This is a genomic window from Nonomuraea sp. NPDC049784, from assembly GCF_040659615.1.
Taxonomy (GTDB): Bacteria; Actinomycetota; Actinomycetes; order Streptosporangiales; family Streptosporangiaceae; genus Nonomuraea.
This window is the reverse complement of the sequence record NZ_JBFAMX010000002.1, coordinates 1-26,527: the sequence shown is the minus strand read 5'-3', so window position 1 is coordinate 26,527 and position 26,527 is coordinate 1. Positions and strand designations below refer to the sequence as shown.

28 protein-coding genes and 1 riboswitch are annotated in these 26,527 nt (G+C 69.1%); of the genes, 20 read left to right on the top strand and 8 right to left on the bottom strand.

Features of this window, described 5'->3' with window-relative positions; genetic code table 11:
- Positions 1-7: 7 nt before the first annotated feature.
- Positions 8-499 carry an inorganic diphosphatase gene (locus AB0J09_RS00745; RefSeq protein ID WP_360683008.1) on the bottom strand — a complete coding sequence of 164 codons (492 nt, stop codon included), beginning with the start codon at positions 497-499 and terminating at the stop codon, positions 8-10.
- Positions 500-638: 139 nt separating this feature from the next.
- Here AB0J09_RS00745 and dacB point away from each other — a divergent pair, with 139 nt between their 5' ends.
- The 11 genes from dacB (at position 639) to AB0J09_RS00690 (ending at position 10,490) form a co-directional block, all read left to right on the top strand.
- Positions 639-2,057 carry a D-alanyl-D-alanine carboxypeptidase/D-alanyl-D-alanine-endopeptidase gene (dacB, locus tag AB0J09_RS00740; RefSeq protein ID WP_360683006.1) on the top strand — a complete coding sequence of 473 codons (1,419 nt, stop codon included), beginning with the start codon at positions 639-641 and terminating at the stop codon, positions 2,055-2,057.
- A gap of 207 nt (positions 2,058-2,264) precedes the next feature.
- Positions 2,265-3,341: a zinc-dependent metalloprotease gene (locus tag AB0J09_RS00735; RefSeq protein WP_360683125.1), complete on the top strand. Its 1,077-nt coding sequence runs from the start codon at positions 2,265-2,267 to the stop codon at positions 3,339-3,341.
- Between the two features lie 108 nt (positions 3,342-3,449).
- Complete coding sequence (gene tilS, locus AB0J09_RS00730) at positions 3,450-4,454, top strand: tRNA lysidine(34) synthetase TilS (protein ID WP_360683004.1); 1,005 nt, start codon at positions 3,450-3,452, stop codon at positions 4,452-4,454.
- Between the two features lie 10 nt (positions 4,455-4,464).
- A complete protein-coding gene (gene hpt, locus AB0J09_RS00725; protein WP_360683002.1) occupies positions 4,465-5,016 on the top strand; it encodes a hypoxanthine phosphoribosyltransferase in 552 nt (183 codons plus the stop codon).
- A 238-nt stretch (positions 5,017-5,254) separates the two neighbouring features.
- Entirely contained in the window at positions 5,255-7,249 is a 1,995-nt protein-coding gene (ftsH, locus tag AB0J09_RS00720) for an ATP-dependent zinc metalloprotease FtsH (protein ID WP_360683000.1), read from the top strand.
- Positions 7,246-7,824, top strand: a complete 579-nt coding sequence (gene folE / locus AB0J09_RS00715) for a GTP cyclohydrolase I FolE (RefSeq protein WP_360682998.1) — start codon at positions 7,246-7,248, stop codon at positions 7,822-7,824. The genes ftsH and folE overlap by 4 nt, the downstream gene beginning before the upstream one ends.
- A gap of 109 nt (positions 7,825-7,933) precedes the next feature.
- Positions 7,934-8,740, top strand: a complete 807-nt coding sequence (gene folP / locus AB0J09_RS00710; RefSeq protein WP_360683123.1) for a dihydropteroate synthase — start codon at positions 7,934-7,936, stop codon at positions 8,738-8,740.
- A complete protein-coding gene (locus tag AB0J09_RS00705; RefSeq protein WP_360682996.1) occupies positions 8,737-9,183 on the top strand; it encodes a nuclear transport factor 2 family protein in 447 nt (148 codons plus the stop codon). The genes folP and AB0J09_RS00705 overlap by 4 nt, the downstream gene beginning before the upstream one ends.
- Positions 9,173-9,538: a dihydroneopterin aldolase gene (gene folB, locus AB0J09_RS00700; protein ID WP_360682994.1), complete on the top strand. Its 366-nt coding sequence runs from the start codon at positions 9,173-9,175 to the stop codon at positions 9,536-9,538. Before AB0J09_RS00705 ends, folB begins: the two co-directional genes overlap by 11 nt.
- On the top strand, positions 9,535-10,038 hold the full coding sequence (folK, locus tag AB0J09_RS00695) for a 2-amino-4-hydroxy-6-hydroxymethyldihydropteridine diphosphokinase (protein WP_360682993.1): 504 nt from the start codon (positions 9,535-9,537) through the stop codon (positions 10,036-10,038). The genes folB and folK overlap by 4 nt, the downstream gene beginning before the upstream one ends.
- Entirely contained in the window at positions 10,035-10,490 is a 456-nt protein-coding gene (locus tag AB0J09_RS00690) for a DUF3180 domain-containing protein (protein ID WP_360682991.1), read from the top strand. Before folK ends, AB0J09_RS00690 begins: the two co-directional genes overlap by 4 nt.
- Here AB0J09_RS00690 and AB0J09_RS00685 read toward each other — a convergent pair.
- From AB0J09_RS00685 to AB0J09_RS00675, 3 genes are read right to left on the bottom strand one after another with little or no spacing between them, the layout of a single operon-like run.
- On the bottom strand, positions 10,487-10,666 hold the full coding sequence (locus AB0J09_RS00685; RefSeq protein WP_360682989.1) for a hypothetical protein: 180 nt from the start codon (positions 10,664-10,666) through the stop codon (positions 10,487-10,489). The genes AB0J09_RS00690 and AB0J09_RS00685 overlap by 4 nt on opposite strands.
- Positions 10,659-11,783, bottom strand: a complete 1,125-nt coding sequence (locus tag AB0J09_RS00680) for an acyltransferase (protein WP_360682987.1) — start codon at positions 11,781-11,783, stop codon at positions 10,659-10,661. Before AB0J09_RS00680 ends, AB0J09_RS00685 begins: the two co-directional genes overlap by 8 nt.
- The gene (locus AB0J09_RS00675; protein WP_360682985.1) at positions 11,780-12,925 is read right to left on the bottom strand and encodes an NADH-quinone oxidoreductase subunit D; all 1,146 of its coding nucleotides are present in this window, start codon (positions 12,923-12,925) and stop codon (positions 11,780-11,782) included. The genes AB0J09_RS00680 and AB0J09_RS00675 overlap by 4 nt, the downstream gene beginning before the upstream one ends.
- Before the next feature lie 121 nt (positions 12,926-13,046).
- Here AB0J09_RS00675 and AB0J09_RS00670 point away from each other — a divergent pair, with 121 nt between their 5' ends.
- The gene (locus tag AB0J09_RS00670) at positions 13,047-13,715 is read left to right on the top strand and encodes a DoxX family protein (RefSeq protein WP_360682983.1); all 669 of its coding nucleotides are present in this window, start codon (positions 13,047-13,049) and stop codon (positions 13,713-13,715) included.
- A 3-nt stretch (positions 13,716-13,718) separates the two neighbouring features.
- On the opposite strand, the gene AB0J09_RS00665 is transcribed toward AB0J09_RS00670, so the two are convergent.
- Positions 13,719-14,930, bottom strand: a complete 1,212-nt coding sequence (locus tag AB0J09_RS00665) for an aminotransferase class V-fold PLP-dependent enzyme (RefSeq protein ID WP_360683121.1) — start codon at positions 14,928-14,930, stop codon at positions 13,719-13,721.
- Positions 14,931-15,050: 120 nt separating this feature from the next.
- A riboswitch (SAM riboswitch) is annotated at positions 15,051-15,166 on the bottom strand.
- 112 nt (positions 15,167-15,278) lie between these two features.
- Between AB0J09_RS00665 and AB0J09_RS00660 the strand changes: the two genes are divergently transcribed.
- Together AB0J09_RS00660 and AB0J09_RS00655 are read left to right on the top strand one after the other, a co-directional pair.
- Positions 15,279-16,028, top strand: coding sequence for a TerC family protein (locus AB0J09_RS00660; RefSeq protein ID WP_360682981.1), 750 nt, complete (start codon positions 15,279-15,281; stop codon positions 16,026-16,028).
- Complete coding sequence (locus AB0J09_RS00655; RefSeq protein WP_360682979.1) at positions 16,028-17,221, top strand: cytochrome P450; 1,194 nt, start codon at positions 16,028-16,030, stop codon at positions 17,219-17,221. Before AB0J09_RS00660 ends, AB0J09_RS00655 begins: the two co-directional genes overlap by 1 nt.
- Here AB0J09_RS00655 and AB0J09_RS00650 read toward each other — a convergent pair.
- Entirely contained in the window at positions 17,205-18,167 is a 963-nt protein-coding gene (locus AB0J09_RS00650) for an SAM-dependent methyltransferase (protein ID WP_360682977.1), read from the bottom strand. The genes AB0J09_RS00655 and AB0J09_RS00650 overlap by 17 nt on opposite strands.
- Positions 18,168-18,354: 187 nt before the next feature.
- On the opposite strand from AB0J09_RS00650, the gene AB0J09_RS00645 reads away from it, so the two are divergent.
- The 5 genes from AB0J09_RS00645 to AB0J09_RS00625 all read left to right on the top strand — a co-directional run bounded on the left by AB0J09_RS00645 (position 18,355) and on the right by AB0J09_RS00625 (position 24,041).
- Positions 18,355-18,582, top strand: coding sequence for a chaplin family protein (locus AB0J09_RS00645; RefSeq protein ID WP_360682975.1), 228 nt, complete (start codon positions 18,355-18,357; stop codon positions 18,580-18,582).
- Positions 18,583-18,895: 313 nt separating this feature from the next.
- Positions 18,896-19,786 (top strand): DUF2520 domain-containing protein, encoded by an 891-nt coding sequence (locus AB0J09_RS00640; RefSeq protein ID WP_360682973.1) that lies wholly within the window; start codon positions 18,896-18,898, stop codon positions 19,784-19,786.
- A 21-nt stretch (positions 19,787-19,807) separates the two neighbouring features.
- Positions 19,808-20,644 carry a pantoate--beta-alanine ligase gene (gene panC / locus AB0J09_RS00635; RefSeq protein ID WP_360682971.1) on the top strand — a complete coding sequence of 279 codons (837 nt, stop codon included), beginning with the start codon at positions 19,808-19,810 and terminating at the stop codon, positions 20,642-20,644.
- An 85-nt stretch (positions 20,645-20,729) separates the two neighbouring features.
- Complete coding sequence (locus AB0J09_RS00630; protein WP_360682969.1) at positions 20,730-23,255, top strand: L-aspartate oxidase; 2,526 nt, start codon at positions 20,730-20,732, stop codon at positions 23,253-23,255.
- 3 nt (positions 23,256-23,258) lie between these two features.
- A complete protein-coding gene (locus tag AB0J09_RS00625) occupies positions 23,259-24,041 on the top strand; it encodes a type III pantothenate kinase (protein ID WP_360682967.1) in 783 nt (260 codons plus the stop codon).
- Positions 24,042-24,099: 58 nt separating this feature from the next.
- Here the strand turns inward: AB0J09_RS00625 and AB0J09_RS00620 are convergent, their stop codons facing one another.
- Positions 24,100-24,579: a hypothetical protein gene (locus AB0J09_RS00620; RefSeq protein WP_360682965.1), complete on the bottom strand. Its 480-nt coding sequence runs from the start codon at positions 24,577-24,579 to the stop codon at positions 24,100-24,102.
- Positions 24,580-24,736: 157 nt separating this feature from the next.
- Between AB0J09_RS00620 and lysX the strand changes: the two genes are divergently transcribed.
- Positions 24,737-26,218: a bifunctional lysylphosphatidylglycerol synthetase/lysine--tRNA ligase LysX gene (lysX, locus tag AB0J09_RS00615; RefSeq protein WP_360682963.1), complete on the top strand. Its 1,482-nt coding sequence runs from the start codon at positions 24,737-24,739 to the stop codon at positions 26,216-26,218.
- Positions 26,219-26,291: 73 nt separating this feature from the next.
- Here lysX and AB0J09_RS00610 read toward each other — a convergent pair.
- On the bottom strand, positions 26,292-26,527 hold a 236-nt coding region (locus AB0J09_RS00610; protein ID WP_360682961.1), incomplete at its 5' end, for a zinc-binding dehydrogenase.

The window sequence follows — 26,527 nt, the reverse complement described above, 5'->3', positions numbered from 1 at the left end:
GGGACGGTCAGTGATGGCCCGAGTCCTTGGCCCGGCGGAAAGAGCGCTCGATCTCGGCCTCGGCCTCGATGCGGCCCACCCAGTTGGCGCCCTCGACGGACTTGCCCGGCTCCAGGTCCTTGTAGACCTCGAAGAAGTGCTGGATCTCCAGCCGGTCGAACTCCGACACGTGATGGATGTCCTGGATGTGATGCATCCGCGGGTCGGTCGAGGGGACGCAGAGGACCTTGTCGTCGCCGCCCTTCTCGTCGGTCATCCTGAACATGCCCACCGCCCGGCACGTGATGTAGCAACCGGGGAACGTCGGCTCCTGCAGCAGCACCAGCGCGTCGAGCGGGTCGCCGTCCTCGCCGAGGGTGTGCTCGATGAAGCCGTAGTCGGCGGGGTACTGCGTGGAGGTGAACAGGAGCCGGTCGAGCCGGATCTTCCCCGTCTCGTGGTCCACCTCGTACTTGTTCCGTTGCCCCTTTGGAATCTCAACGACGACGTCGAACTCCACCGCGGTCCTTTCTCATGGGTCGATCCCGCCTCACCAGGCAACGCCTGGTCAGGCATCGTCTCCCGCACTCAAGCCCCCGGGCACCCCCGGCTGGGCGTTAATGTCTCGTAGGCGAACACCAGGAGAGAGGGAAGGCGACGTGGCGCGGCACGACCGGTGGCTGATGCTGACCACTCTCGCCGTGCTCCAGGCCCTGACGATCGTCACCGGCGTTTATGCGATGACCACCGGCTTCAGCCTGGGCGCGTTGACGAGGCAGTCTCCAGCCAAGCCGACGGCGTCCCCACCGGAAGAGTCTCCCCCCGTCCCCGTGGTCACCTCGGGGCCGGTGCTGGCCCAGCTTTCGGTGAAGTCAGGAGACGGACCTCTCCCGACTAAGGGTACTTTGACGCGGCAGCTCACCAACGCGCTGGGTGACGAAGCGCTCGGCGACCGGGTCGGCGCGGTGGTGCTCGACGCGGCCACCGGCGAGCGGATCTTCGCGTCCAACGCCGACACCCCGATCGTCCCGGCCTCGACCACGAAGATCGCCACCTGCTCCGCCGCCCTCGCGTCCCTGGGCCCGGACACCCGCCTGTCCACCAGAGTCGTCCAGGGGCCGAAACCGGGCACGGCCGTCCTGGTCGGAGGCGGCGACCCGTTGCTCGCCGGTCCGTCGGCGAAGCCCTCGTACCCGAGGCAGGCGAGCCTGGCCACGCTGGCGGCCCGCACCGCCGCGACCCTTAAATCGCAAAACCTTCGAAAAATCACCCTTTTGTATGACGCGTCGCTGTTCGCCGGAACACCGATCGCCCCGGGATGGAAGCCGAACTACGTCCCGGACGGCGAGGTGGCGCCCGTCTACGCCCTGACCATCGACGAAGGCCGCCAGAACCCGCGCGTCAAACAGCCTCGCGTCTCCAACCCGCCCCAATACGCCGCCGCGGCCTTCGCCAAGCTGCTGGACAAGCAGGGCATCACGGTGTCGAGTTCCGTACGGCCCGGCAAGGCCCCGGCGGGCGCCCCGGAGCTGGGCCGGGTGGACTCCGCCCCGCTCTACTCCCTCGTCGAGCACACTCTCACTCACAGCGACAACGACCTCGCCGAGGCACTGGCCAGGCACGTCGCCATCAAGGAGGGCCAGGAGGCGTCCTTCGAAGGAGGCACCAAGGCCGTGATCGCGGTGCTCCAGCGGCTCGGAGCCGGGCAGGGCATCTCGCTCTCGGACGGCAGCGGCCTGTCCACCCGCAACCGCATCAGCCCGAGCGCGCTCGCCAAGCTGATTGCCATGTCCGGCTCCGCGAGCCAGCCCAACCTGCACGCCATCGCCTCGGGCATGCCGATCGCCGGCTTCTCCGGCACGCTGGGCAACGGCCGGCGATTCACGTCGAGCGACAGCCGGGACGAGGTCGGCCTGGTACGGGCCAAGACCGGGACGCTGAACAACGTCAACACGCTTGCGGGCATGGCGACGACGAAGGACGGGCGGCTGGTGACTTTCGCCTTCATGGCGGACGACGTGCCGGTCACCGCCGAACCCGTCCTCGACCGCCTGGCCGCCATAGTCGCCCGCTCCTGAGAGCGATCCTCCGAATCGCCGCTCACCTCTCTCCTCAGTCCAGACACCGGCGCTTCTTCGCGTGCTGATGGCGATCCTTCGGATCGCGGCTCAGTCGCTGGGATCCGGTGTCTTCCCTCGTCGTTCGGTCGCTTCGCTCCCTCTCTCCTCAGTCCAGACACCGGCGCTTCTTCGCGGGACAGGCGTGGAGCACGTACGGTGGACGTTATGCAGGTGATCGACTGGGATCTGGCCGTCACGACCGGCACGCGCCTGGTGCGCCCCGGTCCTCAGGTGAGCCGGGAGGAGGCCAGGCAGGCCGTCACCGAGCTCCGTACCCTGTCACGTGAGGCCGAGGGCCACGTGCGCAGCTTCACCAAGATCCATACGGATACCGCGCCGCAGGCCGCGACCGTCGTCGACCGGCCCGGCTGGATCAAGGCGAACGTCGAGGGCTTCCGCGTGGTGCTCGAGCCGCTGACGCAGCGCATGAGCAGCGGCACCAACCAGCCGCCCGCCATCGTCACGGCCGTGGGCTCCCGCATCACGGGCGTGGAGGTGGGGGCCGTACTCGCCTTCCTCGCCTCACGGGTCCTGGGGCAGTACGAGCTGTTCCTCCCGCCAGACCCCACGGGCCAGGAGCCCACGGGCCGCCTGACGCTCGTCGCCCCGAACATCGTCCACGCCGAACGCGAGATGGGCGTCGACCCGCACGACTTCCGCCTGTGGGTGTGCCTCCACGAGGAGACGCACCGGGTGCAGTTCACGGGCGTGACGTGGCTGCGCGAATACGTCCGGTCGCAGATGACCGAGTTCCTGCTCGCGTCCGACCTCGACCTGCCCACGCTGCTCGAGCGACTCCGCAACGCCGCCGACACGGTGGCCGACGTGGTGCGCGGCGGCGAGGGCAATCTCATAGACGCCATCCAGTCGCCTGGCCAGAAGGAGATCCTCGACCGGTTGACGGCCGTGATGACCCTGGTCGAGGGGCACGGCGACTACGTCATGGACGCGGTGGGCCCGTCCGTGGTGCCCTCGGTGGCCGACATCCGCGCCAAGTTCGCCCAGCGCCGTGAGGGCGGCTCCCGGCTCGACCGCACGGTGCGCCGGCTGCTGGGGATCGACCTCAAGATGAAGCAGTACGCGGAGGGGTCGGCATTCGTACGGACGGTGGTGGACCGGGCCGGGATGGATGGCTTCAACCGGATCTGGACCTCCCCGGAGACGCTCCCCACGACCCCGGAAATCGCGGACCCGGACGCCTGGATCAACCGCGTCATCGGCACCCCGGCCCTCCCGGCATAGGGTCCCTGACCACACCACCCGCCCACTCGAAGCACCACCCCGCACTCGGGACGCCGCGTCGTCGGGGTGGGGTGTGGGTGGCGTTGTGGCGGGCGGCGGCACGGGACAATGGCACCCGTGGGCCCACATCCAGCCGTAGCCGACGTGCGCAGGGCAGTGCGTGAGGCGCTGGCCGACGTCCAGAAGGGCGCGCTGGTCCTGGTGGCGTGCAGCGGTGGAGCCGACTCACTCGCGCTGGCGGCGGCGCTGGGGTTCGTGGCCCCCCGGATGGGGCTCCGGGCCGGGCTGCTCACCGTGGATCACCAGCTCCAGCCGGGCTCGGCCGAGCGGGCGAGAACGGTCGCGGACATCGGGGAAACGCAGCTGGACCTCCATCCCGCCGAGGTCCTCACCGTGACGGTGGGCACCGAGGGCGGGCCCGAGGCGGCGGCGCGGGAGGCGCGTTACACGGCGCTGGCGGAGGCGGCCGGCAAACACCAGGCGCAGGTGGTCCTGCTCGGCCACACCAGAGACGACCAGGCGGAGACGGTGCTCCTGGGACTGGCCAGGGGAAGCGGCGTCAGGTCGCTGTCCGGGATGGCGGCACGCAGCGGCCGCTACCGGAGACCGTTCCTCGACATCCCCAGAGCCACCACCGTCAAGGCCTGTCAGGCCATGGGCCTCGTGCCTTGGGACGACCCGCACAACGAGGACCCCCGCTACACCAGGGTTCGCGTCAGAAGCAGGGTCATCCCCGTCCTCGAGGCGGAGCTCGGCCCGGGAGTGGCCGAGGCGCTCGCCAGGACCGCCAGGATCGCTCGCGAGGACGCCGACGCCCTCGATCAATGGGCGGAATCGGCGTTCCAGAATTGCGCTCTTAGCGATATTCCGGGCTCGGTGACGCTAGCCGTACCGGAGCTGGAAAAGCTCCCAGACGCCGTAAGGCGGAGGGTGCTGCGGCGAGCGGCCATCGCGGCCGGGGCGCCTTCAGGAGCCCTCTCCGCCACTCACGTCCTGGCCGTGGATCGGCTGGTCACGCGGTGGCACGGGCAGAAGGCCGTGGACCTGCCGGGGGGTCTGTCCGCCGTGCGGCGGTATGGCACCCTGATAGTCGCCATCAGTCCCATCGCATAAGGAACCACAGGTGGACGCTGCCGACATGGGCAATGACCTGGAAAAGGTCCTCATTCCCGAGGACGAGCTCCAGGCGAAGATCAAAGAGCTTGCCGGGCGGATCGACGAGGACTACGCGGGTAAAGACTTGCTGCTCGTGGGGGTGTTGAAGGGCGCCGTCATGGTGATGGCCGACCTGGCCAGGGCCCTGCACGTGCCCGTGCAAATGGACTGGATGGCGGTGTCGTCATACGGCGCGGGCACCAAGTCGTCCGGCGTCGTGCGCGTGCTGAAAGACCTCGACACCGACATCATGGGCCGCCACGTGCTGATCGTCGAGGACATCATCGACTCGGGCCTGACCCTGCACTGGCTGCTGGAAAACCTGAAGTCGCGCAATCCGGCGTCGCTGGAGATCTGCACCGCGCTGCGGAAACCGGACGCGGTGAAGGTGCCCATCGATGTGAAATATGTGGGCTACGACATTCCCAGCGAGTTCGTCATCGGTTACGGGCTGGACTACGCCGAGCGATACCGGAATCTGCCGTTCATCGGCACTCTGGCCCCACATGTTTACAAGTAGCAATCTGGAACGGGGCCGGGAACACCGCACAACGTGACGTACGTTGATAGGGCAAGACCGGTGTAGCGGGCGGGTCCCCCCGTGCGCTTTGCCGGTGTACCTTCAGACTCCTGGAGGGTGACCGCGTGTCGCCTTCGGGTAGTCAGAAGTCGCGGTGTCGGATGCCGCGGCCCCGGGCCAGCCCGGGGTTCCAGGACATGGTCAGGAAGGGACGGGCCCGCAAGGGGTTCCGCATCGGATGGATCTCAAGCGATTTACACGTGGGCCACTGCTGTGGATCCTGGGCATCGTCGTGCTGCTCCTCCTCGTCACTCAGCTTTGGAGTGGCGGCGGCAATTACAAGCAGGCCGACACGTCCTTGGTTCTCCAGCAGATTCGCACCGGAAACGTCAGCAACGCCAGGATTGTCGACAAGGACAACCGGATCGAGGCGACGCTGGTCAACCCCGTCGTGGTCAAGCCAGGTGACGCCCCGACGAAGCTGATCCAGTCGAACTGGGTCACCGGTTACGGCAGCAAGCTGACCGACGAGCTCCAGGCTCAGTACGAGGCCGGCAAGACGAAGAGCTTCACCACCGAGGTGCCGCAGGAAAACTTCCTGGTCAGCATCCTGGTGAGCTTCTTGCCGATCGTCATCATCGTGCTGATCTTCCTGTTCATCATGAACCAGATGCAGGGCGGCGGCTCGCGAGTGATGAACTTCGGCAAGTCGAAGGCCAAGCTCATCACCAAAGACACCCCCAAGACCACGTTCGCCGACGTCGCGGGGGCCGACGAGGCCATTGAGGAGCTCCAGGAGATCAAGGAGTTCCTGCAGGCCCCGGCCAAATTCCAGGCGATCGGCGCCAAGATCCCCAAGGGCGTGCTGCTCTACGGCCCGCCCGGCACCGGTAAGACCCTGCTGGCCCGCGCCGTGGCCGGTGAGGCAGGCGTGCCGTTCTACTCGATCTCCGGTTCCGACTTCGTCGAGATGTTCGTCGGTGTCGGTGCCTCCCGCGTGCGCGACCTGTTCGAGCAGGCGAAGGCCAACGCCCCGGCGATCATCTTCATCGACGAGATCGACGCCGTCGGCCGCCACCGCGGCGCCGGCCTGGGCGGCGGTCACGACGAGCGCGAGCAGACGCTCAACCAGCTGCTCGTCGAGATGGACGGCTTCGACGTCAAGGGCGGCGTGATCCTCATCGCCGCGACCAACCGGCCCGACATCCTCGACCCGGCGCTGCTGCGCCCGGGCCGTTTCGACCGGCAGGTCACCGTCGACCGCCCTGACCTCGAGGGCCGCAAGGGCATCCTCAAGGTTCACGGTCGCGGCAAGCCGTTCGCGCCCAACGTCGACCTCGACGTCATCGCGCGCCGCACCCCCGGGTTCACCGGCGCCGACCTGGCCAACGTGATCAACGAGGCCGCCCTGCTCACCGCGCGGGCCGACCAGAAGCTGATCACGATGGACGTCCTCGAGGAGTCGATCGACCGTGTCATGGCAGGGCCCGAGCGCAAGTCGCGGGTCATGTCCGACAAGGAAAAGAAGATGATCGCCTACCACGAGGGCGGTCACGCGTTGGTGGCGCACGCGCTGCCGAACTCCGACCCGGTCCACAAGATCACGATCCTGTCCCGGGGCCGCGCGCTCGGCTACACGATGACGCTGCCGATGGAGGACAAGTTCCTGGCCACCAGGTCGGAGATGATGGACCAGCTCGCGATGCTGCTCGGCGGCCGTGCGGCGGAGGAGCTCGTCTTCCACGAGCCCACCACCGGCGCCTCCAACGACATCGAGAAGGCCACGGCCGTCGCCCGCCGCATGGTGACCGAATACGGCATGAGCGAGCAGCTCGGCGCCCGTAAGTTCGGCACCGGGCAGGCCGAGGTGTTCCTGGGCCGCGAGATGGGCCACGAGCGCGACTACTCCGAGAAGATCGCCTCCACGATCGACGAGGAGGTCCGCCGGATGATCGAGACGGCGCACGACCAGGCGTGGGACATCCTGGTCGAATACCGCGACGTCCTCGACAACCTGGTGCTCGAGCTCATGGAGAAGGAGACGCTCTCCCGTGAGCAGGTGCTCCAGATCTTCGCTGCCGTGGTGGTCAAGGAGCACCGCCCGTCCTACGCGGGCTACGGCAAGCGGCTCCCCTCGGACCGCCCGCCGATCCTGACCCCCAAGGAGCAGTCGGCCAACGGTTCGCTCACCGGGGCCCACCAGGACGCCCTCCCGTCCGGAGACAGTGCGTGATTCCACACGACGTCGACCTGGGCCGTATCGAGAAGGCCGTACGCGAGATCCTCTACGCGATCGGCGAGGACCCCGACCGTGACGGTCTTCTCGATACGCCCTCAAGGGTCGCCCGTGCCATGGCCGAGCAGTATTCGGGGCTCGGCCAGACGCCCGAAGACGTGCTGACGAAGGTCTTCGACGTCGACCATGACGAGATGGTGCTCGTCAGGGACATCGAGGTCTACAGCACGTGTGAGCACCATCTGGTCCCGTTCCACGGGGTGGCACACGTGGGCTACATCCCCAACGAGCGCGGTCAGGTGACCGGCCTGTCCAAGCTGGCCCGCCTGGTCGACGTGTTCGCCCGCCGCCCCCAGGTCCAGGAGCGCATGACGTCCCAGATCGCCGACGCCCTCATGCGGGTCCTGGAGCCGCGCGGGGTCATCGTGGTCGTCGAGGCCGAGCATCTGTGCATGACGATGCGGGGCGTACGCAAGCCGGGCGCCAAGACCGTCACCTCGGCCGTCCGCGGCGACTTCCGCACCAGTGACAAGACCCGATCCGAGGCGATGGCGCTGATCCTGGGTCGCTGATGACCGAACGGGGTACCCACGATGTCAACATGTGTGGGGAAGCGCCTAGGCTTGGCCCATGACTAGCGTGCCCATCAACGTGCCGGGAGGTGCGGATCGGTGCCTCGTCATGGGTGTGGTCAATGTGACCCCTGATTCGTTCTCCGACGGCGGCCAATGGTTCGACGAGAGGACTGCCATCCAGCACGGCCTTGACCTGGTCGAGGAGGGGGCTGATCTTGTCGACGTGGGCGGCGAGTCCACCCGCCCCGGCGCGGCCAGGGTGTCGCTGGAGGAAGAGCTGGCCAGGGTCGTGCCGGTGATCGAGGCGCTCGACGCCGAGGGAGTGGCGGTCAGCGTCGACACGATGCGGGCAGAGGTTGCCAGGGCCGCGGTCGAGGCAGGCGCACGGCTCGTCAACGACGTGAGCGGTGGTCTCGCCGACCCCGAGATGCCGCGTGTGGTGGCCGAGACCGGCGTCCAGTACGTGGTGATGCACTGGCGCGGCCACAGCCATGACATGGACAGCCGCGCCATCTATGCCGACGTGGTCACCGAGGTCCGCGAGGAGCTGGGCAAGCGGGTCGACCTGGTCCTGGCAGAGGGCGTCGCGGAGGAGCAGATCGTGCTCGACCCCGGACTCGGCTTCGCCAAGAACGCCCAGCACAACTGGGCGCTGCTGGCCGGGATCCCGGGCCTGGCCGAGCTGGGCTATCCGCTGCTCATCGGGGCCTCGCGCAAGCGTTTCCTCGGGCGGCTGCTGGCCGATCCAGACGGCGCGCCCCGGCCGTTCAGCCGCAGTGACGACGCCACGCTGGCCGTGACCGCGCTGGCCGCGCACGCGGGCGCCTGGTGCGTACGCGTCCACCACGTGGCCCCCAACGCCGATGCCGTGCGCGTGGCCGCCGCATGGAAGAGAGCCGGAGCAGGCACATGAGCGTCGACACCGCCGCCATCGAGACGGTCAACCAGGAGTTCTACGCCGCGATCGAGAGCGGCGACCTCGACAAGATGACGGAGATCTGGGCCGAGGACTCGGGTGACGACCAGGTGAGCTGCGTTCACCCGGGCTGGACCCTGCTCAGCGGCCGGTCCGAGGTGCTGAGGTCGTGGGCCCTGATCATGGCCAACACCACCTACATCCAGTTCGTGCTGACCGACGTCAACACGAACGTGCTGGGCGACGTGGCCGTGCTGACCTGCGTCGAGAACATCCTCACCGCCGGCGACGAGGGCGAGGCCAGCTTCGCCGCGGGCAAGGTGGTGGCCAGCAACGTCTACATCCGCACCTCGCAGGGCTGGCGGCTGTGGATGCACCACGGCTCGCCGGTGCTCCAGGGGGACGACGACGAGGAGGAGGAAGGCGAGCTTGACCGCTGATCGCATCGCTCTCAAGGGCCTGCGGGCCAGAGGGAGGCACGGCGTGCTCGCTGCCGAGCGGGAGCTAGGGCAGGAGTTCGTGATCGACGCGACGCTGTTCCTCGACACCGCGCCGGCCGCGGCCGGCGACGATCTCACCAAGACCGTCCACTACGGAGAGCTGGCCGAGGCGCTGGTCAAGGTCGTGGAGGGCGAGCCGGTCGCGTTGATCGAGACGCTCGCGCAGCGGCTGGCCGACGTGTGCCTGGCCGACGCGCTGGTGAGCAAGGTTGAGGTGAGTGTGCACAAACCGGCGGCGCCCATCCCGCTGCCGTTCGACGACGTGGTCGTGACCATCGAGCGGAGCCGCGTATGAAAGTCGTCCTGGCTCTGGGCAGCAACCTGGGGCCCCGGTTCCAGACGTTGCAGGGCGCCGTGGACACCTTGTTCGACGCCCCGGGGCTGGAGTTCGTCAGAGCTTCCCCCGTCTACGAGACCGATCCCGTCGGCGGTCCTCCCGGGCAGAAGCCGTACCTCAACGCGATCGTGATCGCCGAGACCACGCTGGCGCCGCGCACGCTGCTGGAACGGGCACAGGGCGTGGAGAACGCCTTCGGCCGGGTGCGCGCCGAGCGCTGGGGGCCGCGTACGCTCGACGTCGACCTGATCGTGGTGGGTGACACCGTCTGCGACGAGCCGGAGCTGACGCTGCCGCATCCCCTCGCTCACGAGCGCGCGTTCGTGCTCGTGCCCTGGGTGAAGGCAGACCCCGACGGCGTGCTGCCCGGGCGCGGCCGGGTGGCGGAGCTGCTGGAGGGCATCGACCAGCAAGGGGTACGCCTGCGCGAGGACCTGAATCTGCAGAGGCCGGATTGAAGCCCACCCACCCTGGCCGCCTGGTCGGCATCGTCATCGTCGTCGCGCTGATCGCGTGGGGGGTGGTCAGACCGGTCTATTCCGACCTGCCCCTCATGCCGTGGACCGCGATCCCCACGGTGCTGCTGCTGGCCATCGGCGAGGGCTTCAGCGCGTGGACGACCAAGGCGAGGATCGCCAGGAAACCGGGCACCAAGCCGGTGGAGCCCCTGTCGGTGGCCAGGCTGGCCGCGCTGGCGAAGGCGTCGGCGTACGCGGGGGCGGTGTTCGGGGGGTTGTTCGCCGGGTTCGCTCTCTACACGGTGCAGATCTTCGACAGAGAGACGCCGCGATCGGAGTTCTTCGTCGCGACGGGGTCGTTCCTGGCCTGCGTGGCGCTGATCTGCGCCGCCCTCTACCTGGAGCACGCCTGCCGCATCCCGAAGGACTCGGACGAGCAGAAGCCGGACTAGGACAGATCCTCGACGGCCGGCCGCGTCGTGCTCGCGCGCAGCCGGTCGTTCCATGTCTCGCGCTGCAACAGGCGCAGCGCCCGGCGGATCACGTCGCTCGGCCGCTCGCCTTCCCGCAGAGCGTTACGGATGATCCGCTCGTCTTCGGGGTTGGCGCGGAACTCGATGTCAACCATGGTCAGAGCCTATTGACCGGCCGATTCCCTTGCCCTGCTTTTGGGCGACCTCAGCTGTGCGGCGGCCGAACAGGTATATGACCGGGGTGGTGCAGATCAGCGGTCCTATGATCGCGATCGGGCGCTCCAGCCACCACTTCAGGTCAGGTGGGATCTCAGTGCCCAGGCTGCCGAAAAGCCACCACGACAGCCCCAGCGCGATGGCCATCCCGGTCGTGTGGAAGAGGAAGAGCGGCAGCGCGTACCGATTGATGAAGCCGTTCACCCGCCGCCAGCCGGGCCGCTCCAGCACGCGCTCCATCGACGGCCGCAGCACCTCCACCAGCCCGATCTGGAACAGCAGCAGGGCGACGATCACGAACGTGGGCGGCGCCATGTTCGACCACTTGTCGCCCGGCACGCCCACCATCGAGCCCGGGTAAATGCCGGAGTAGACCAGGCCGAACAGGGCGAACAGCCCCGTCCAGAGCACCGCGACGTCGTAGCGCCTGGGCAGGATGACGATGCGGTCGTAGAAGAAGCCGGCCTGGTGGGCGAGCCCCCAGATGAGGATCATGTTGAGCCAGCCGACCCAGTCGACCCCGTACCGGAAGCGCACCACGTCCACCACCAGCGACGCGCCGCCGAGCCAGATCAGCGTCAGCACGTCGTAGCGGCGGTGCAGCCAGAGCGCCACCGGCAGCAGCGCGATCAGCACGAGATAGACGCCTAGGAACCAGAGCGGGCTGAGCACCAGCAGCACGACCCGCCACATCCAGTCCACGTGGAACGTGAACGTCACGATCGCTCCGATGGCGATCCACACCCCGGACAGGAACAGGGCGGGTAAAGCCAGCGCGCGGATGCGCCGCCAGACGAACGAGCCGATGCCGGCGCCGCGGGCCTGGGCCCGCTCCCAGGACAGCAGGTGCACGTGGCCGCCGACGTAGAAGAACAGCGGCAGCACCTGCAGCAGCCAGGTCAGGATCCACAGTCCGGAGGTGAAGCCCAGCGGGCTGGTGGGCTCGGGGCCGTCCGGCTTCCACTCCAGGATGGTGAACGCCCAGTGCCAGACCACTACGACGCACAGGCTCAGGGCGCGGAGCCAGTCAACGTATTTGTCGCGCTCGGCCTTCACTTGTCGATGTCACCCACGACGAAGAACATCGAGCCCAGGATGGCCACCATGTCGGCGACCAGGTGGCCGGGCAACATCTCCCGCAGCACCTGGACGTTGCTGTACGAGGCCGAGCGCAGCTTGAGCCGCCACGGGGTCTTGTCGCCCTTGGAGACCAGGTAGTAGCCGTTGATGCCGAGGGGATTCTCGGTCCACGCGTACGTGTGCCCCTCGGGCACCTTGAGCACCTTCGGCAGGCGCTGGTTGATCGGCCCGGGCGGCAGCGAGCGCAGGTGCTCGACGCAGGCGTCGGCCAGGTCGAGCGAGACCTTGAGCTGGTCGAACAGCACCTCGAACCGGGATCGGCAGTCGCCCGCGTGCCGCGTGACGACCTTCACGGGCAGCTCGCGGTAGGCGAGGTACGGGTCGTCGCGGCGCAGGTCGAAGTCCACCCCGGAGGCCCTGGCGATGGGGCCGCTGACGCCGTACTGCATGATCTGCTCGCGGGAGAGCACGCCGACGCCCTTGGTGCGGGCGATGAAGATCTCGTTGTGCAGGATGAGGTCCTCGATGTCGGGCACCCGGCGGCGGGTCTCCGCGACCGCCTCCGACACCCGGTCGAGCCAGCCGAGCGGCAGGTCCTCCTTGAGGCCCCCGACCCGGTTGAACATGTAGTGCATGCGCCCGCCGGAGATCTCCTCCATGACCGCCTGGATGCGCTCGCGCTCGTTGAAGGAGTAGAACAGCGGCGTGATCGCGCCCAGCTCCAGGGGGTAGGAGCCGAGGAACATCAGGTGGTTGAGCACCCGGTTGAGCTCGGCCAGCAGCGTTCGCGCCCACACGGCCCTGACCGGGGGCTCCATGCCGAGCAGGCGCTCGGCGGCGATCACCACGCCCAGCTCGTTGGCGAAGCCCGACAGCCAGTCGTGCCTGTTGGCCAGCATGATGATCTGACGGTAGTCGCGGACCTCGAACAGCTTCTCCGCGCCCCTGTGCATGTAGCCGATGATCGGCTCGGCGGCGGTGATGCGCTCGCCGTCGAGCGTCAGCCGGAGCCTGAGCACCCCGTGGGTCGACGGGTGCTGCGGACCGATGTTGAGGATCATGTCCTCGGTGGCCAGCTCTTTCGCGCCCGCACCGATTCCGACCACACGTTCCGTCATATGGCCATGCTGCCACCGCACCGGTGGGTGATCCAGCCGGGGGGAGGGTCAAGGAATCGTATGGAAACGCATCCCTAAGCCGGACATGGGGAGAAAGACCGGAATGGGGGGAGAAAACACCATGAAGAGAGCTGTGTTCGATGTCGCGGCCCTGATCGCGCGAGTGGTGACCGGCGTAATCTTCCTGGCTCACGGTTTGCAGAAGGGGTCGAGCGGTCTCCCAGCCGTGGGACAGGCATTCAGGGGGATCGGGATCCCGATGCCCGAGCTCACCTCGGCGTACGCGACCATCGTGGAGACCGTCGGCGGCCTCTTCCTGATCCTCGGCCTGCTGGTGCGGCTGGTGGGGCTGCTGTTGCTGCTCGACATGCTGGCCGCGATCGTGTTCGTGCACGTCGGCCACGGTGTGCTGGCCATCACCGGCGGCTGGGAGCTGCCCGGCGCGCTCGGGGCGCTGGGCCTGCTGTTCCTGGCGCTCGGTGGTGGGCGGATCGGGCTCGACGGCCTGTTCGGCGCGATGTTCCGCAGGCGTGGGGAACGCCGGGCCGCCGAGGAGGAACTCGCCGCGTACGCTCCGGGCGCGCGCCCTCCGGAGCCGTCGAACGTCACGACCATGACCGGCGGGCCCACGACGCCCATGGCGTCCAAGGAACCGGCGGAGGCGCCACGCGTGCCCAGGCAGCCCAGCGAGCGCCGGGCAGGCATGATCAACGACGACGACATGAGAGACATCGACGCCCTGGTCTCCGACGAGCCGCCGCCGCACCGCAAGCCGCCGAACAGGGAATGAGGCTCAGCGGGCGACGAGATCCCGCAGCGCCCCGATCAGCCGGTCGACGTGCTCCTCCGTGGTGCCGATGCCGATCGAGGCCCGCACCGCGGAGGCGGTGCCGTCCTCGCAACCCCCATCGGTTTCGTTGAGCAGGTGCCGCACGAACGGGTGCGCGCAGAACTTGCCGTCGCGCACCCCGATGCCGTACTCGCTGGAGAGCACCTCGGCCACCTCGCGGGCCGAGTAGCCGTCCACCGTGAACGACACGATGCCGACGCGCGGGTGATCATCGCCCCACAGTGACAGCTCACGCACGCCCTCGATCGAGGCCAGCCCGGAGCGCAGCCGGGCGATCAGCCGCTCCTCCTCCCGCACCACCGCGGTCCAGCCGGTGGCCGTGAGCGCGTCGCAGGCCGCGGCCAGCGCGATGGCGCCCAGCACGTTGGGGGTGCCCGCCTCGTGCCGCGGCTCGGGGTCGTCATGCCACTCGGTCTCGTCCCCGACGGAACGCACCGCGCCACCGCCCTTGAGGTACGGCTCACCTTCCGAGAGCCAGTCCCGCCGCCCGACCAGCACCCCGGCGCCGAACGGCGCGTACAGCTTGTGCCCGGAGAAGGCCACGTAGTCCAGGTCGAGCGCGGTCAGGTTGAGCCGCCGATGCGGTACGAGCTGGGCGGCGTCCACCAGGATGCGGGCCCCGTGCCGGTGCGCGATGTGGGCCAGGGCGGCGATGGGCCAGAGCTCGCCGGTGACGTTCGAGGCGGCGGTGACCACGAGCAGCTTGGGCCCGTCGATCGCGGCCAGCGCCTCGTCGGCGGCGCGGACGGCCTCGCCGGGGAAGGCGGGCGGCGCCAGCCGTACGGACTTCTTCCAGGGGAGGAGCGAGGCGTGGTGCTCGGTGTCGAAGACCACGGTGGTCGTGCCGGCGGGCAGGCAGCCGGCCAGGAGGTTCGTGGCGTCGGTGGTGTTGCGGGTGAAGATCACGGCGTCGTCCGGGCGGGCGCCGACGAACGCCCTGACCGTGTGGCGGGCCTGCTCGTAGCGGGCGGTGGTCAGCTGGGAGGCGTAGCCCGCGCCCCGGTGGACGCTGGAGTAGGCCGGGAGCGCGGCGGTGACGGCGGCGCTGACCGGCTCGAGACAGGGCGCGCTGGCGGCGTAGTCGAGGTTGGCGTAGCCGACGAGCCTTCCGCCCTTGACGGGCACCTCGAGATCGGCCCCGAGCACGGCGGGAATCGGCCTGCTCGTGACGGCGGGAGCCGCCTCAACGGCCTGGGCGGGGACAGAGCTGAAGATCGTCAGCGTGGACACGGCACATCTCCCTCAGGGTCTTCGGACCCCTGGAAGCAGCCACGGAGCCCGCGCTTGCCCGCCACACCTCGTGACGGACCAGGTCTTCACCCGGGGCACCCCGCCGCGGACGCGAGGGTTGCCGGCCAGCAAGCCGGGGCTTAGTGCTGGCACTCATGACCTACGACGGGAACTATAACTGAAACCCCACCTTCAATCGCAAGTCGGTGAACTTCTGCGCCGCGTGGCTCGTTGCTACCGGAAACCCCGCTCACGTGTCATGGAGGTGCGCAGATGTTGGACTGGGTGACCGACCCGCAGATCTGGATCGGCTTCTTCACCCTTGTCGCCCTGGAGATCGTCCTGGGGATCGACAACATCATCTTCATCTCCATCCTGGCCGGGAAACTACCCCCTGAACAGCGCGACAGAGCCCGTGTGCTGGGCCTGGGCGCGGCCCTGGTCAGCCGTCTGCTCCTGCTGCTCGCCCTGTCGTGGGTGGTGCGGCTCACCGAGCCGCTGTTCGCCGTCTTCGGCCACGACATATCGGGACGCGACCTGATCCTGCTGCTCGGAGGCCTGTTCCTGCTGGGCAAGAGCGTCACCGAGATCGGCCACAGCATGGACGCCCCCGCGGGCGGGGACGGCAAGAAGGCGGCCGTCACCTCCTTCACCTCGGTGATCCTGCAGATCATGGTGCTGGACGTCGTGTTCTCGCTCGACTCCGTCATCACCGCCGTCGGCATGGTGGACCAGCTCGGCGTGATGATCGCGGCGGTCGTGGTGGCCGTGCTGGTGATGCTGTTCGCCTCAGGGCCGATCAGCAGGTTCGTGGACCGGCACCCGAGCATCAAGATGCTGGCGCTGTCGTTCCTGGTGCTGATCGGCGTGGTGCTCATCGCTGAGGGCTTCGGCCAGCACATCCCCAAGGGCTACATCTACTTCGCGATGGCGTTCTCGCTCGTCGTCGAGCTGCTGAACATCCGGATGCGCAGCAAGCGCGCCGACAAGAAGCAGGATGGTTCCGCTCCTACTATGAAATAGTGCGCTTTGACCCTTGGGATCCGGATTTCGTGGCCCACCCGTACCGCGTGTACGACGAGCTGAGGCGCGAGTCGCCCGTCAGCTACTTCGAGCCGACGAACCAGTGGCTGATCTCGCGCCACGCCGACGTGAACGCCCTGCTCAGGGACCGCCGCCTCGGCAGGTCCTACCTGCACGTGGCCACCCACGAGGAGTTCGGCAAGCCGCCTGAGCCGGAGTTCCACGAGCCGTTCTGGCGGGTGATCAGGGCGGGCATGCTCGACGTGGAGCCGCCGGTGCACACCAGGCTGCGCCGGCTGGTCTCGAAGGCGTTCACGCCGCGCATGGTCGACTCCCTGCGGCCCCGGGTGCGCGCCATCGCCGAGGGCCTGGTGGACGCGTTCGTGGAGAAGGGCGGCGGCGACCTGATCGCCGAGGTGGCCGAGCCGCTCCCGGTGACGGTGATCGCGGAGATGCTCGGCATACCCGAGCAGGACCGCCACCTGCTGCGCCCCTGGTCGGCGGACATCTGCGGCATGTACGAGCTCAACCCGGCGCTCGACGCCCAGCACGCGGCCGTACGCGCGGCGTCGGACTTCGCCGGCTACCTCAAGACCCTCGCCGCGGAGCGCCGCCGGACCCCGGGTGACGACCTGATCAGCGCGCTGGCGCAGATCGACGAGCTGACCGAGGACGAGCTGGTCGGCACGTGCGTGCTGCTGCTCAACGCCGGCCACGAGGCCACCGTGAACGTGACGGGCAACGGCTGGTGGGCCCTGTTCAGGAACCCCTCCGAGCTGGCACGGCTGCGCGAGGACCGTTCGCTGCTGCCCACGGCCGTCGAGGAGTTGATGCGCTGGGACACGCCGCTGCAGATGTTCGAGCGCTGGGTGCTGGAGGACATCGAGGTGCACGGCGTGGGGATCCCGCGCGGGTCGGAGGTGGCGTTGCTGTTCGGGTCGGCCAACCGCGACCCGGCGGTTTTCGACGAGCCAAACCGGCTCGACGTGGGCCGCGCGGACAATCCGCACATCTCCTTCGGGGCCGGCATCCACTTCTGCCTCGGGGCGCCGCTGGCCCGTATCGAGCTCATGGAGTCGTTCGGCGCCCTGTTGGCCCGGGCGGGCAAGCTGGAGCTGCGGCAGGAGCCGGCCTGGAAGCCCGGTTACATCATGCGAGGGCTGCAAGCCCTGGAGATCAGCGTCGCTGGCTGAGCCAACCGAAGCGGCCAAGGCCCCTCGGATCGATCAGCTCGCCCTCCTCTGAGGCCCTGGCCAGGGCCCGGACGTAGGCCCGCGGATCGGCGTGGGCCAGGTCGATGGGGGGCCGGGTGCCGGTGATCCCCAACGCCCTCAGCACGTCACGCTGTGTGGACAAGGTTGTGGATATCGCGCCGGCCCGGCGCCCTGCCTCCGCACACGCGTCGAGCGCCACGTGAGCCGTGATATCGCAGGTCCCGTCGGGGATGGGGGCAACGACCGAGCCGTCGCGGTAACCGGTCAACGTGCCACAGAGCGGCCGGTTATCCACAGCATGTGCATAATCAACGGCAATCGCCCGGCCGTGGTTGAGGCGTGCCAGGACAGAGGCCCATGCCTCGTCGCGGGGGCGGCCGATCTCCGCGCGCGCGCCCACGCGGGGCAGCGGCCACCACCGGTCGAGCCAGGCGCGGTCGGCGGGCCGCAGCGGGCCGCCGAGGCGCTCCTCGCCCGTATGGACGTTCACCATGATGAGGCGCGGTCCGTCGGCGGTCTGCTCCGCCACGTCGAGCGGCACGTTGTCGAGCCACTCGTTGGCGATGGCCAGGCCGGTGATGCCGGTGGGCACGCTCCGCCGCCAGGCGATGCGCTCGGGCAGGCCCTCGGGCCTGGGGGAGAGGTCGACGGCCATGACGCGGAGCCGGTCGCGCAGCGCGGGCTTGGCGGCGGCGAGCACCTGGGCGACCAGCGTGCCTTCGCCCGCGCCGATGTCGACCAGGTCGAGCACGTCAGGGCCGCAGAGCTCGGCGTCCACCTCCGCCAGCAGCGCCAGCACCGCGTCGGCGAACGCCGCCGAGGCGCTGACCGAAGTGCGGAAGTGGCCCGAGGGGCGTTCGCGGAGGTAGAAGCCCTCCTCGCCGTACAGCGCACGCTCCGTCGCGGCGCGCCAGGTGAGCCACATGCCTGGACTATCTCATGGCTTCCGCCTGACACGCATCGTTATCAAACGACTACTCATTGTCGCCGACTTGCGGTAGCTTTACCCTTTGTCATCGAGTGATCGCGTTCCGCCAACCCTCAATGGGCCGAGCCGATCGCTTCCGAGCAAGCATCCAGCGGCCCAGGTCGCGCAACCGAGAGGAACCCTCGTGCTGAAGAAGCTCATGGTCGTCACAGGAGCCGTCGCCATGCTGTCGCTCGCGGCCCCGGCTCACGCGGACATCACCAGCGGCGACGGCAGCGTGCTGGGCGGCAACCAGGTGCACATCCCGATCAACATCCCGATCAACATCTGCGGCAACGCCGTGGCCGTCATCGGTGTCGCGTTCGCCGGCTGCAAGGGCGGCGCCAACGTCTACGGGCCGAGCCACCACTGACAAAGAGACGACCCGGGCCGGCGCTCGTCCGGCCCGGGCTCTCACCCCGGCTGGCCGGTCGGCGAGCGGCCAGCCGGCGCACCTCCAAGAGGTCTCATGCGCGCGGGCGTCGGTCCTGGATGAGGGACCTGGCGCCCGCTGCCATGCGATGAGGCCCCTCTCCTCATCTCTTCCGACAGGGGGTGCACGTTTTGTATGCCCTTGTCGCTTTTGTCGCTAACTCAACATGCGGCAAAGCGGCGGTCACATCTGCAGTCGTGAAAGGCCGTTACGCTGGTCGGCGGTGCCATCAGCTCGACAGAGGTGTGACGTCATGGACGCAGGGGATCGCCCGGCACGGCTGACTGTCGGCGTGCTCGGGGCGGGCAAGGTGGGCTCGGCCCTCGGCGCCGCGCTGGCGCAGGCAGGGCACCGGATCGTGGCCGCGAGCGGCGTGTCGGACAATTCACAGCGATGGGCCGCCGACCGGCTCGGCGTCAAGCTGTCCAGACCCGACGAGGTGGTCGCGGCGGCTCAGCTCATCCTGCTCACCGTGCCCGACGACGCGCTGCCCGACCTCGTCAACGGGCTCGCCACCACGGGCGCCGACCTGCAGGGCAAGCTGCTGGTGCACACCAGCGGGGCGTACGGGCTGTCCGTGCTCGACCCGGCGGCCAGAGTCGGCGCGCTGCCGCTGGCGCTGCACCCGGTGATGACGTTCACGGGCAGGGACGACGACCTCAACAAGCTCACCGGCATCTCGTACGGCGTGACCGCCCCCGACGTGCTGCGGCCGATCGCCGAGGCCCTGGTGATCGAGATGGGTGGCGAGCCCGTCTGGATCGCCGACTCCGACCGCGCGCTCTACCATGCGGCGCTGGCCGGGGCCGCCAACCACATGGTCACGCTCATCGCCGAGTCGCAGGAGCTGCTGGGGCGCATCGGCGTCGAGCATCCCGGGCGGATGCTGGGCCCGCTGCTCGGCGCCGCGCTCGACAACGTGCTCCGGCTGGGCATCACCGGGCTGACCGGCCCGGTCGTCCGCGGCGACGCGGGCACGGTGCGCAAGCATGTGGACGCGCTGATCCTGGCGGCGCCCGAGGCGGCAGACGCCTACATCGCGCTGGCCAGGCTCACGGCGGACCGGGCACTGGCGGCGGGCCTGCTCAAGCCGGAGGAGGCGGAGCGGCTGCTCGACGCGCTCGGGGGCAATATATGGACTTAATCGTCGCGTTCGGAGGGTCGTATGGAGCTGATCGTCGCCAGGCACCGGGAAGACCTGGTCAAGGCGCGCCGTGGTGGTGAGGTGGCCCTGGTGCCGACCATGGGTGCGCTGCACGAGGGCCATCGGTCGCTGATCAGGCAGGCCCGCGCCCGCGCCGATCAGGTCGTGGTCAGCATCTTCGTCAACCCTCTGCAATTCGGCCCAAGCGAGGATTTTTCCCGTTATCCCCGTACATTCGACGCCGACCTTGACGTGTGCCGGGCGGAGGGCGTGGACGTCGTGTTCCACCCGGACGCCGAAGTGATGTACGCGCCGGATCGCCAGGTGAGCGTCTCCGCCGGCCACATGGGGACGATCGTCGAGGGGGCATGCCGCCCCGGCCACTTCGACGGCGTGCTCACGGTCGTGCTCAAGCTGTTCAACCTCGTCCAGCCCGACCTCGCGGTCTTCGGCGAGAAGGACGCCCAGCAGCTCGCCGTCATCCGCCGCATGGTCGCCGACCTCGACCTGCCGATCGAGATCCTGGGCGCGCCCACCGTACGCGAGCCCGACGGCCTGGCCCTGTCGAGCCGCAACCGTTACCTGTCCGACGACGACCGGCAGGTGGCGCTGGCGCTCTCCCGCGCCCTGCGGGCGGGCGCCGCGGAGTTCACTCCGGCCAGGATCCGCGCGGCGGCGCGACAGGTGCTAGACGCGGCCGGCCCCCGGCTCGAGGTCGACTATCTCGCGCTGGCTGACCCGGCCACGTTCGCCGATGTGGACGAGTCGTACGAGGGGATGGCCGTGCTGGCGGTGGCCGCCAAGGTGGGCGCGACCAGGCTGATCGACAACGTCACCCTCACCTTGAATCCCGCCTGACGGCCACGGGGACCCCGGGGCATGTGCACGCCGCGCCAGGCGTTATCGTCATATTGACGAAATCGCCTCAGCGAGGAGACCCCTGATGAGTGCACCGGCTATTCCCCTACGGCTGACCGCGCCCGCACCCGGCTGGACCGTCGAAGCGGACGTGGTCGTCGTCGGCTCGGGCGTCGCGGGCCTGACTGTGGCCCTGCGCTACGCCGAGCTTGAGCCGTCCGCCAAGGTGCTGGTCGTCACCAAGGACGTGCTGTCGGCAGGCTCCACCCGATGGGCCCAGGGCGGCATCGCGGCCGTGCTCGATCCCCGCGACACCCCCGATGAGCACCTGAATGACACGCTGCTCGCCGGCGTCGGGTTGTGCGACACGCAGGCCGTGCGCACGCTCGTCACGGAGGGGCCCGGCGCGCTGCGGCGGCTCATGACCCGCGGCGCCCGCTTCGACCGCACCCCCGATGGGGAGCTCCAGCTCACGCGCGAGGGCGGCCACCGGCGGCACCGGATCGTGCACGCGGGCGGCGACGCCACGGGAGCCGAAGTGCAGCGGGCGCTCATCGAGGCGGCCCGCGCGGAGCGCATCGAGGTGATCGAACACGCGCTGGTGCTCGACCTGCTCAAGGACGCCAGGGGCCGGGCCACAGGCGTGACGCTGCACGTCATGGGCGAGGGCGCGCGTGACGGGGTGGGCGCGGTGCGCGCCAGGGCGGTGGTGCTGGCCACCGGCGGCATGGGCCAGGTGTACGCCGCCACCACCAACCCCGCCGTCTCCACCGGTGACGGGGTCGCGCTCGCGCTGCGGGCCGGGGCCGTGGTGCGCGACATCGAGTTCGTCCAGTTCCACCCGACCGTGCTCTGGCTCGGCGAGGGCTCGACTGGTCAGCAGCCGCTGATCTCTGAGGCGGTCAGGGGTGAGGGCGCGTACCTGGTCGACCACGAGGGCGGCCGGTTCATGCAGGGCGTGCACGAGCTCGCCGACCTGGCGCCGCGCGACGTCGTGGCCAAGGCGATCCTGCGCAGAATGCGCGAGACGGGCCGCGACCACATGTACCTCGACGGCCGCCACTTCGGCCGTGAGAAGTGGGAGTCCCGCTTCCCCACGATCTACGCCGTCTGCCGCGAGCACGGCATCGACCCGGCGACCGAGCCGATCCCCGTGGCCCCCGCCGCTCATTACGCGAGCGGCGGCGTCCGCACCGACCTGCGCGGTCGTACCTCGATCGAGGGCCTGTACGCGTGCGGCGAGGTGGCCTGCACGGGCGTGCACGGCGCGAACCGCCTGGCCTCCAACTCCCTGCTAGAGGGGCTCGTCTTCGCCGAGCGCATCGCCGAGGACATCCACGCGGTACGCCCGTCGCCCGGCGAGCCGGTCGAAGACGGAACGGCGAACGGGCTGGTGGACCCGAGGGTCAGAGCCAGGATCCAGGCCCACATGAGCACCGGGGCGAGCGTGCTGCGCAGCCGCGAGTCGCTGCTGGCCACGGCCAGGGCGCTGCGCGACGCCCGCTGGACGCCGGTCGAGGTGCCCGCCTGCACCGAGTCCTGGGAGGCCACGAACCTGCTCACCGTCGCCACCGTGCTCACCGGCGCGGCGGCGGCCAGGCTCGAGACCCGCGGCTCACACTGGCGCGAAGACTACGACACCCGCGACGACAACGACTGGCTCGGCCACCTGGACGTGACCATGACCGAGGAGGGCCCCCGCATGACGTATACGCCTCACGGAGATGTGATGCCGCCGCGCCTGGCGCAGGAGCTCACCGCCGCCGGGCTGGACCCGGCCGAGGTGGACGCGCTGCTCGACCGCGCGCTGGCCGAGGACCTGCAGGAGGCTGGCGACGTGACGAGCCTGGCCACGATCCCGGCGGAACAGTTCTGCGCGGGCGACGTGGTGGCCCGCGTGGACGGCGTCGTGGCGGGGCTGGCCGTGGCCGAGGCGGTGTTCCTCCGGCTGGGCGCCGCCCGTACGGAGAGGAAGGCCAAGGACGGCGAGCGGGTGCGGGCGGGAGACGTGCTGATGACGGTCGAGGGGCCGGTGCGGGCCATGCTGACGGCCGAGCGCATGGCGCTCAACCTGCTCACGCACCTCTCGGGGGTGGCCACGCTGACCGGCAGGTGGGTGGAGGCGATCAGCGGCACGGCGGCGCGCGTTCGTGACAGCCGCAAGACGCTGCCGGGTCTGCGGGCACTGGAGAAGTACGCCGTGCGCTGCGGCGGCGGCGTGAACCACCGAATGTCGCTGTCGGACGCCGCGCTGATCAAGGACAACCACGTGGTGGCGGCCGGCGGGGTGGCCGAGGCGTTCAGGGCGGTCAGGGAGCTCTACCCGGACCTGTCGATCGAGGTGGAGATCGACCGGCTCGACCAGCTCGAGGCCGTGCTGGACGAGGGGGCCGAGGAGATCCTGCTGGACAACTTCACGATCGAGGACACGGCTCGCGCCGTACAAGTCGTGAAAAATCGGGCGAAAAACAGGGTTGTACTTGAAGCCAGCGGGGGATTGACCTTGGAATCGGCTCGTCGTGTGGCCGAAACTGGCGTTGACTACCTGGCGGTGGGGGCGCTGACGCACTCTGCGCCGGCCCTGGACATCGCACTGGATCTGCGGGGGTAATTGATGCTGCTCACGATCGACGTCGGCAACACGCACACAGTGCTGGGGCTGTTCGAGGGCGAGGACGTCATCGAGCACTGGCGGCTGGCCACCGACGCCCGCCGCACCGCCGACGAGATCGCAGTCGTCCTCCAAGGCCTGCTGACGCAGTCGCCGCTGCTCAAGGGGACCGACATTGACGGCATCGCCATCTGCTCCACGGTTCCGAGCGTGCTCAACGAGATGCGCGAGATGTGCCGCCGCTACTACGGCGACGTCACGGCGGTGATCGTGGAGCCGGGCATCCGCACCGGGGTGCCCGTACGCATGGACAACCCCAAAGAGGTCGGCAGCGACCGCATCGTGAACGCGCTGGCGGCCATCGACCAGTACGGCGGCCCCTGCATCATCGTCGACTTCGGCACGGCGACGTCGTTCGACGCGGTGTCGGCCAAGGGCGAGTACGTCGGCGCGGTCACCGCGCCCGGCATCGAGATCTCGGTCGACGCGCTGGCCGCAGCCGGGGCGCAGCTGCACAAGGTGGAGCTGGTCAGGCCGCGCTCGGTGATCGCCAAGAACACGGTGGAGGCCCTGCAGGCCGGGATCATCTACGGGTTCGCGGGCCAGGTGGACGGGATCGTGGAGCGCATGGCGGCCGAGCTGGCCGACGACCCCGACGAGGTGACGGTGGTGGCGACGGGCGGGCACGCGAGCCTGGTGGTGGGCGAGTCGCGCTCGATCGACGTGCACGAGCCGTGGCTGACGCTCATCGGACTGCGCCTGATCTACAACAGGAACACGGCCTGACGCCAACAAGCGGCCCCCATCGGTAAGGGGGCCGCTTGCGCGTATTCGGGGTCGACCGTCACTCGCTCTCGGCGGTGTAGATGTACTCCCAGTGGCCGCACTTGGTCGGGTAGTTGCTGTACTGGCCGATCTGGCAGACCTTCACCCGCAGGCTGGTGACGTCGTTCTCCTGGAAGAAGAACTTCTTGTAGCCGGGGAAGCCGCAGTACTTCTTGGAGTAGACCTGCGACCAGTCGTCGTCGAAGTCGCTGGCCTCGAACTTCACGTACGCGCACTTGCCACCCTCGTCGGCGTCGCGGTTGTCCAGGTCGTAGAGCCGGCCGCGGACGGTGACCTCGTTCGACTCGCCGTCCTCGTCCCAGTTGACGCCGACCCAGCCCTGCGACTTGGCGAGGTGGTTCTTGGCGTAGACGGGACCCCAGGAGCTGGAGTAGTCGTCGTTGTCGGCCGTGCTGGCACTGGCGGCGGAAGGAAGCGACAGGGCCACTGCGCTGGTCGCGGCGACGGCGAGTAAACCGGTGGCGATCTTCTTCAACATCTTCTCTCCTTGAGCTCTCCTTGGACCGGCTCCCTGCCGGCTCCCCCCTGAGCTCGTGAGATATTGATAAGGGAGGGCTCTTGCACAGGTCCTGCAGTGTTCCTGCAGCGGACCGACGAGGCCTTGCAGTTCGCCATATCCCCTACCCTTTGATGTTGTGAGCGACGAACTTCCCGAGCAGATGCGCATCCGGAGGGAGAAGCTCGACCGCCTTCGCAGCGAAGGCGTCGACCCTTACCCGGTGAATTTCCCACGCACGGCGACCAACGCCGAGGTCAGGGAGAAATACCAGGGCCTGGAGCCCGACACCGCCACCGGTGACACGGTCGCGGTCGCGGGGCGCGTCATGCTCAACCGCGTGGGCGGCAAGCTCTGCTTCGCCACGATCCGCGACGGCGACGCCGACCTGCAGGTCATGATCTCGCTCGACAAGGTGGGCGAGGAGTCGCTGGCCTCGTGGAAGCGCGACGTCGACCTGGGCGACCACGTGGGCGTCACCGGCGAGGTCATCACCTCCCGGCGCGGCGAGCTGTCGATCCTGGCCGACAGCTGGCAGATCACCGCCAAGTGCCTGCGCCCACTGCCGGAGAAGCACGTCGGCCTCACCGACCCCGAGGCACGAGTCCGCCAGCGCTATGTCGACCTTATCGTCAACGACGAGTCGAGGAAGATGGCCCGCCTCCGCAGCGCCACGGTGCGCGCGGTGCGCGACTTCTGGCACGAGGAGGGCTACCTCGAGGTCGAGACCCCGATGCTGCAGCCCATCCACGGCGGCGCGACGGCCCGGCCCTTCAAGACCCACATCAACGCCTACGACATGGAGCTCTACCTTCGCATCGCGATCGAGCTCTACCTCAAGCGGCTCGTGGTCGGGGGCATCGAGAAGGTCTTCGAGATCAACCGCAACTTCCGCAACGAAGGCGCCGACTCCACGCACAACCCCGAGTTCACGATGCTCGAGGCGTACGGCACCTACCTCGACTACAACGACATGGCCGACCTGACCCAGCGGATGTACCAGAAGGCCGTGGTGGCCGCCCTGGACACCTCCGTGGTCGTCCACGACGGGGTGGAGGTGGACCTGGGGATCGCGAGATGGCCCCGCATCACCCTGTACGGCGCCGTCTCCGAGGCCGTCGGCGAGGAGATCACCACCTCGACCACGTTGGAGGAGCTCCGCAAGCTCGCGGACCGCCGCGAGGTCCAGTGGGACCCGAAGTGGGGCTCGGGCAAGCTGGTGCAGGAGCTCTTCGAAGCCCTGGTCGAGCACACGATCGTCCAGCCCACGTTCGTCATGGACTACCCGCTGGAGACCTCGCCCCTGACCCGCCAGCACCGGGACAACCCGCTGCTGACGGAGAAGTGGGACCTGATCGGCTTCGGCACCGAGCTGGGCACGGCCTACTCGGAGCTGGTCGACCCGATCGAGCAGCGCCGACGCCTGACGGAGCAGTCCCTCTTGGCCGCCGGCGGCGATCTGGAGGCCATGCAGCTGGACGAGGACTTCCTGCAGGCCCTCGAGTACGCCATGCCGCCCACGGGCGGTGTGGGTGTGGGGATCGACCGCATGATCATGGCCTTCACCGGCAAGAACATCCGCGAAACCATCCTGTTCCCGCTGGTCAAGCCCACCCACTGACCCGTGCGGCGGCCTGCCGCCGCCTGGGTCGCCTTCGGACGCGTCGCCCTTTGGAGCGCGCGAGGGCGGTGGGTCAGGGGATGAGGACGAGGCGGCCGCGGAGGCCGCCGGCGGCCAGGCGGGCGTGGGCGTCGGCCGCCTTGTCCAAGGGGTACGTCTCCGCCACCCGCAACGTCAGCCGCCCACCCTCCACCAGCCGCACCACCTCCGCGAGCTGGGCGGCGTCGGCCCGGAAGAACACCGTGGCGACGTCGATCCCACGCAGCCCCACGGGCGCCACCCCCGCGGAGAGTGCGACGAAGGCCCCGC

What these genes read in the sequence shown, in the direction of transcription:
- AB0J09_RS00735 (WP_360683125.1), top strand. Translation starts at nt 2,265, where the DNA reads ATGCAGGTGATCGACTGGGATCTGGCCGTCACGACCGGCACGCGCCTG.
- tilS (WP_360683004.1), top strand. Translation starts at nt 3,450, where the DNA reads ATGGCACCCGTGGGCCCACATCCAGCCGTAGCCGACGTGCGCAGGGCA.
- ftsH (WP_360683000.1), top strand. Translation starts at nt 5,255, where the DNA reads ATGGATCTCAAGCGATTTACACGTGGGCCACTGCTGTGGATCCTGGGC.
- folP (WP_360683123.1), top strand. Translation starts at nt 7,934, where the DNA reads ATGGGTGTGGTCAATGTGACCCCTGATTCGTTCTCCGACGGCGGCCAA.
- AB0J09_RS00705 (WP_360682996.1), top strand. Translation starts at nt 8,737, where the DNA reads ATGAGCGTCGACACCGCCGCCATCGAGACGGTCAACCAGGAGTTCTAC.
- folK (WP_360682993.1), top strand. Translation starts at nt 9,535, where the DNA reads ATGAAAGTCGTCCTGGCTCTGGGCAGCAACCTGGGGCCCCGGTTCCAG.
- AB0J09_RS00685 (WP_360682989.1), bottom strand. Translation starts at nt 10,666, where the DNA reads ATGGTTGACATCGAGTTCCGCGCCAACCCCGAAGACGAGCGGATCATC.
- AB0J09_RS00675 (WP_360682985.1), bottom strand. Translation starts at nt 12,925, where the DNA reads ATGACGGAACGTGTGGTCGGAATCGGTGCGGGCGCGAAAGAGCTGGCC.
- AB0J09_RS00670 (WP_360682983.1), top strand. Translation starts at nt 13,047, where the DNA reads ATGAAGAGAGCTGTGTTCGATGTCGCGGCCCTGATCGCGCGAGTGGTG.
- AB0J09_RS00660 (WP_360682981.1), top strand. Translation starts at nt 15,279, where the DNA reads ATGTTGGACTGGGTGACCGACCCGCAGATCTGGATCGGCTTCTTCACC.
- AB0J09_RS00650 (WP_360682977.1), bottom strand. Translation starts at nt 18,167, where the DNA reads ATGTGGCTCACCTGGCGCGCCGCGACGGAGCGTGCGCTGTACGGCGAG.
- AB0J09_RS00640 (WP_360682973.1), top strand. Translation starts at nt 18,896, where the DNA reads ATGGACGCAGGGGATCGCCCGGCACGGCTGACTGTCGGCGTGCTCGGG.
- panC (WP_360682971.1), top strand. Translation starts at nt 19,808, where the DNA reads ATGGAGCTGATCGTCGCCAGGCACCGGGAAGACCTGGTCAAGGCGCGC.
- AB0J09_RS00630 (WP_360682969.1), top strand. Translation starts at nt 20,730, where the DNA reads ATGAGTGCACCGGCTATTCCCCTACGGCTGACCGCGCCCGCACCCGGC.
- AB0J09_RS00625 (WP_360682967.1), top strand. Translation starts at nt 23,259, where the DNA reads ATGCTGCTCACGATCGACGTCGGCAACACGCACACAGTGCTGGGGCTG.
- AB0J09_RS00620 (WP_360682965.1), bottom strand. Translation starts at nt 24,579, where the DNA reads ATGTTGAAGAAGATCGCCACCGGTTTACTCGCCGTCGCCGCGACCAGC.